Here is a 5,008-nt window from a genome sequence, read left to right as displayed (position 1 = left end):
CCGACCCCTGTCGCCCGCTGACCTGCGGACGCGAGAGAATACCGGCATGACCGACGACATCAACGACGCACCCACCTCGGCGATCGAACGCCGCGAGCAGCTCCTGCAGGCCATGCGGCAGGGCGGCGGGGAGTGGGACTGGCAGCGCGCCCGGGAGACCTACCGGGTCTTCCCCGACCCTCGCACGGTCCGCCGGGACCTGGAGCAGCTGCGCAAGGCGGGCTCCATCCAGCGCGACCGGGAGACCGGCAAGTACCTGGCCTCCTGACGGACGATCGGCGCCGGGGGCGACACCGGGCGCGACACCGGGCGAGGTGGGTGGTGCGGCCGGTACGGGCCTCAGCCGGTACGGTCGCGGACCCACTGCCGGCGGTGGCGCGGCTGGGCGGTGGCGAGCAGCGCGTGGATGCGGTGGCCGACGTCGTCCACGCCGGCCGCCGGCTGGTCGAACGTCAGCCTGACGTCCTGGTGGGTCCGCGCCTGTTCCAGCCGCAGCGTCAGGCCGTACCGGTCGAGGGCGAGCGGCGAGACCCGGACCACGCCGGCCAGCAGGTACGGGTCGAGCAGCCGGGTGAGGGCGGCCAGGTGGTCCTGGTGGTCGTCGGCCAGGTGGGTCAGCAGGGCGCCCTCGAAGCGGGCCAGCGGGTCGGGGTGGGCGCGGGCGAGTTCGTCCAGGCTCACCGGGACGTCGACCAGGAGGTCGGCCCCGGACGCGACCGGGCCCTCGCCCGGCAGCGGGGCGCGGCGCACCGCCAGCGACAGGCGGCTCACCTCGAACAGCAGGCGCACGGTGCCGTCCCCGCTGCCACCATTGCCACCGTGGCCGCCCGCGCGGTCGGTCCCGGGCCGGCCGATCCGGCCGGCGATCCGCACCCGGGCGCGCACCCGGTCCCGGACGGCGGCCGGGGCGACGTCCGTCCACTCCACCAGGACCGGGCGGCCCTGCGGGTCGGCGCCGGGTGCGCCGGCGTCGGCGAGCGGCCCGTCTGCCGGTACCCGCAGCCATGCGACGCCGGTCGGCCGCACGCAGAGCAGGTCGGTGCCGAGCAGGTCGTAGCGGCCCTCCCGGGCCGTCACGGTCAGCGAGGACGCGGCGGCGAGGACGCCGAGCAGCCGCTCGGCGTCGGTGGGCACGAGTTTCCTGCCGTCCGTGGGGGTCACAGCACATCCTCCAAGCGAGTTAGGTAAGCCTTACCTTATCCATGATGAGCGCGCCGGGTCGAGGGGCCCCGCCGAGACGATGCGGGCGGCACGGCCGGCATCGCGCTCCCCGCCCCCACGGCCCCGGCCGCCCGGCGGCCGGCAGAATCGGTGGTATGACGCGCGAGATCACGGAGCTGTTCGAGCGGGCCGGCTGCCAGGGCGCACTCTGCGTGCAATCGATCGACGACGACGGCGAGTTCGCCCTGCACGCCGACCAACCGGTGGTCCCGGCCTCGGTGTCCAAGGTGCAGATCGCCCTGGAGGCGGAAACCCGTTTCGCCGACGGCCGGTTGGACCCGCGCGAGCGGATCACCCTGGGCGCCGCCGAGCGGACCCCCGGACCGGTCGGGATCTCGCTCTTCGAGGACGACGCCGAACTCTCGCTGCGGGACCTGGTGGTGTTGATGCTCACCATCAGCGACAACCCCGCCACCGACGCGCTGCTGGCCCGCATCGGGGTGGGCGCGGTGAACTCCTCCGCGGCGCGGCTCGGGCTGACCGGCACGGTGCTCGACTCCGACCTGCGCACCATGCTGGACTCGATCGGCCGCGACGTGGGCCACGCCGACTGGCAGTCCATGATCGCCTGGTCCGCCGGGGCCTCGCCGCAGGCCATGGCGCGGGCGGACGAGCGCCTGCTGGCCAGCCGCGCGCTGGACCCGGCGCGCGGCACCCGGACCACCCCGCGCGACATGGCCACCCTGCTGCGGCTGATCTGGACGGACCGGGCCGGGCCGGCCGCCGCCTGCGCGCGGGTCCCCGCCGTGCTGGCCCGGCAGTTGACCCGGCACCGGATCGCCACCGGGTTCCGGCCGCCGGTGCGGGTCGCGGTCAAGAGCGGGGGGCTGGCCGGCGTGGTCCGCAACGAGATCGGCGTGATCGGCTATCCCGACGGCCGCCGCTACGCCGCCGCCGTCTTCACCCGCTCGCGGCCCGGCGCGGACGAGGTGGCCGTCAACTGCGCGATCGGCGCCGCGGCGGCCCACGCGGTCGCCGTGCTGCGCGGGGAGCCGGGAACGGGCGCGGGGCCGGAAACGGAACCGGGCGCGGGGCCGGGCGCAGGGCCGGGCGCGGGCCCGGTCGCCGGCGCCGTCGACTGACGGGCTGGGCGGCGGCGGGGGCCGTCAGCTGTGGAAGAGCTGGGCGAGGTGGGCGGTCAACTGCCCGGCGTCCGGCGGGCGGAGCCGGGCGCCCAGGTAGCCGTCCGGGCGCAGCACGAACGCCGTCGGCTGAGCCACCCGGTAGCCGCGGGCGAACTCGCCGCGGGCGTCGCGGTAGGACGGCAACCGCGGTGCGCCGGCCGGCGCGTGCTCCGCGAGCACGACCAGGGCCGCCATCCGGTCGCCGGAGAACTTGGCTGCCACGGCCGCGAGTTCGTCGATCCAGACGGCGTCCGGCGAGTCCCCGTAGAGCAGCAGCAGGTGTCCGCGGTCGCGCAGCAGGTCGTACAGGCGCAGCGGGTAGGCGGCGATCGCCCCGAGCAGACCACCGCAGTCCGGGGCCCGCTCACCCGGGCCCGGGCGCGCCGCACCGTCGGCCGACGGGCCCGGCGCGGCCGGGCGCACGATCGGACTGTCCGGGTAACCGACCAGCAACTGCGCCTCGCGCAGCAGGAGTTCCTCCGGCGGCGTCGGGTCGCCCTGCACCCCCTCGGCGGCGTGCCGGACGGTGCGCCCGACCACCTCCACGCCGACCGGGTGGCGCTCGGCGTCGTAACTCGCCAGCAGGCGCGGGTGCGCCGCGCCCTCGACGGCCAGCGCGAGCTTCCAGGCCAGGTTGTAGGCGTCCTGGATGCCGGTGTTCATGCCCTGCGCGCCGGTGGGCGGGTGGATGTGCGCGGCGTCCCCGGCGACGAAGGCCCGGCCCTCGCCGTAGCGCTCCACCAGCCGGTGGCTGATCCGGAAGACCGAGGACCAGCGCAGGTCCGAGGCGGTGGTCGGCTGCGGCGAGAGCCGGTCGAGGACCGGCTGGACGTGCGCGAGGGTCGGGGTCCGCCCGCCCTCCAGGCCGTGCGCGACCCCGTCGCCCCCCGGACTGCCAGTGCCTGCGCCGGAACCGGCATCGGAACCGGCGGCCTCGGCCCTTCGGGCGAGGGAGAGTTCGGGCGGCACCAGCATCGAGACCCGGTACCGGCCCGGGCCGGGCAGCGGGATCGCCACCAGCAGGTCGTCGACGGCTCCGTCGGCGCCGCGGTGCATCGCGCGCACGCCGTAGCCGGCCGGCAGGTCCCAGTCGACCCGCACATCGGCCAGCATGTACTCCTCGGGGAAGGCGCCCCCTTCGAAGCCCAGCCCCAGCCCCTTGCGCACCACGCTGTGCGCGCCGTCGCAGCCCACCAGGAAGCGTGAGCGGATCTCCCGCTCGGCCCCGGTGGCGGTCACCACGCGGCTGGTCACGCCCCCGGCGTCCTGGCGGAACGAGAGCAGTTCGCTGCCGCGCTCGATCCCGGTCCCGAAGCGGCCCAGGAACTCCTCGAGGATCCGCTCGGTCTCGTACTGCGGCAGCGCGGCGAACCCGTAGGGCACCTCGGGCGGCAGCGCGAGCTCGATCGGCTCCTGCGCCTGACCGTTGACGTAGGTCAGCTGTCCGCGCATCGGCACGGCGGCGTCCAGCGCGGCGCGCACCAGGCCCATCCGGTCCCAGACCTCCAGGGTGCGCGGCTGGATGCCGACGGCCTTCGCGAAGGGCAGCCTGGCCGGCAGGCGGTCGATCAGGCGGCAGTCCACGCCCTGGCGGCGCAGCTCGGCGGCCGCCGTCAGCCCGACCGGGCCGGCGCCCACCACCAGGACGTCGGTGGACTCGGCAGCGGCGGCGGCCGTCGGCGCGGCTGCGGCGGTCATGGACGGCTCGACGTGCACCATGGGCGTCTCCCGGCGTGAGGTCTCCGGATCCCCCGTCCATGCTCACCCGCCGAGCGGCCGGGCCGCGACCCGGCACCGCCCCTCGCACATCCGTTCGATTCGGGAGTACGCTGGCGCCATGTCCACTCACCTGCAGAGCACGCTCTTCGGGAGCACCGAGGAGATCGGCCTGCGCCCGCTCACCGCGATCCGCCGCACGGTGCTGGGCGAGGGGGCCTGGATCGACCTGCTCCCGGGCTGGCTGACGGGGGCCGACGCCCTCTTCGACCACCTGCTCACCGCCGTCCCCTGGCGGGCCGAACAGCGGCCGATGTACGAACGGGTGGTCGACGTGCCGCGGCTGCTGGCGCACTACCCGCGCGGCGCCGAACTGCCGCACCCCGTGCTGGAGCAGGCCCGTTCGGCCCTCAGCGGGCACTACGCGGCGGAGCTGGGCGAGCCGTTCACGACCGCCGGCCTCTGCTACTACCGCGACGGGCGCGACAGCGTCGCCTGGCACGGCGACCGCAACGGGCGCGGCGGCACCGGGGACACCATGGTGGCCATCGTCTCGGTCGGCGAACCGCGCAGCCTCCTGCTGCGCCCGCGCCCCGCGCCCGGTGGGGGCGCGGGCGGCGCGGCCACCGTGCGGCAGTCGCTGGGGCACGGCGACCTGCTGGTGATGGGCGGCTCCTGCCAACGCACCTGGGAGCACGCCGTCCCCAAGACCGCCCGCCCCACCGGGCCGCGGATCAGCGTCCAGTTCCGCTGCCGCGGGGTCTCGTGACCACGGCGCCGGAGCTCTAGGCTCTGCTGCCGTGACGCCCCCTTCGCACAGTGCCCGGTCGGCGGTGCTGCCGGCGCTCCTGCTCGCCGCGCTGGTGCTGCTGGCCGGCTGTACGCCCGCCGGCCGGGCCGTCCGTGGTGACGCCACCGGCCCGGTGGCGGCCGGCGCCACCCGCCGC

Annotated in this window: 5 protein-coding genes; 3 read left to right on the top strand and 2 right to left on the bottom strand. The window is 76.3% G+C overall.

Annotated features, from left to right (window positions below):
- The first annotated feature begins 46 nt into the window (after window positions 1-46).
- Window positions 47-268, top strand: coding sequence for a hypothetical protein (locus ABD323_RS36570; RefSeq protein ID WP_344446410.1), 222 nt, complete (start codon window positions 47-49; stop codon window positions 266-268).
- A 71-nt stretch (window positions 269-339) separates the two neighbouring features.
- Here the strand turns inward: ABD323_RS36570 and ABD323_RS36565 are convergent, their stop codons facing one another.
- Window positions 340-1,161 (bottom strand): DUF2470 domain-containing protein, encoded by an 822-nt coding sequence (locus tag ABD323_RS36565; RefSeq protein WP_344446409.1) that lies wholly within the window; start codon window positions 1,159-1,161, stop codon window positions 340-342.
- A 155-nt stretch (window positions 1,162-1,316) separates the two neighbouring features.
- Between ABD323_RS36565 and ABD323_RS36560 the strand changes: the two genes are divergently transcribed.
- Window positions 1,317-2,303 (top strand): serine hydrolase, encoded by a 987-nt coding sequence (locus tag ABD323_RS36560; RefSeq protein ID WP_344446408.1) that lies wholly within the window; start codon window positions 1,317-1,319, stop codon window positions 2,301-2,303.
- Window positions 2,304-2,327: 24 nt separating this feature from the next.
- On the opposite strand, the gene ABD323_RS36555 is transcribed toward ABD323_RS36560, so the two are convergent.
- Window positions 2,328-4,064 carry an FAD-dependent monooxygenase gene (locus tag ABD323_RS36555; protein ID WP_425556290.1) on the bottom strand — a complete coding sequence of 579 codons (1,737 nt, stop codon included), beginning with the start codon at window positions 4,062-4,064 and terminating at the stop codon, window positions 2,328-2,330.
- Between the two features lie 118 nt (window positions 4,065-4,182).
- Between ABD323_RS36555 and ABD323_RS36550 the strand changes: the two genes are divergently transcribed.
- Window positions 4,183-4,830, top strand: a complete 648-nt coding sequence (locus tag ABD323_RS36550) for an alpha-ketoglutarate-dependent dioxygenase AlkB (RefSeq protein ID WP_344446407.1) — start codon at window positions 4,183-4,185, stop codon at window positions 4,828-4,830.
- Window positions 4,831-5,008: the final 178 nt, after the last annotated feature.

The organism is Kitasatospora nipponensis, assembly GCF_039528135.1.
GTDB lineage: Bacteria > Actinomycetota > Actinomycetes > Streptomycetales > Streptomycetaceae > Kitasatospora > Kitasatospora nipponensis.
Note: the sequence above shows the minus strand (reverse complement) of the source record. Positions and strands in the feature narration are given on the sequence as shown.

What these genes read in the sequence shown, in the direction of transcription:
- ABD323_RS36570 (WP_344446410.1), top strand. Translation starts at nt 47, where the DNA reads ATGACCGACGACATCAACGACGCACCCACCTCGGCGATCGAACGCCGC.
- ABD323_RS36560 (WP_344446408.1), top strand. Translation starts at nt 1,317, where the DNA reads ATGACGCGCGAGATCACGGAGCTGTTCGAGCGGGCCGGCTGCCAGGGC.
- ABD323_RS36555 (WP_425556290.1), bottom strand. Translation starts at nt 4,064, where the DNA reads ATGGTGCACGTCGAGCCGTCCATGACCGCCGCAGCCGCGCCGACGGCC.
- ABD323_RS36550 (WP_344446407.1), top strand. Translation starts at nt 4,183, where the DNA reads ATGTCCACTCACCTGCAGAGCACGCTCTTCGGGAGCACCGAGGAGATC.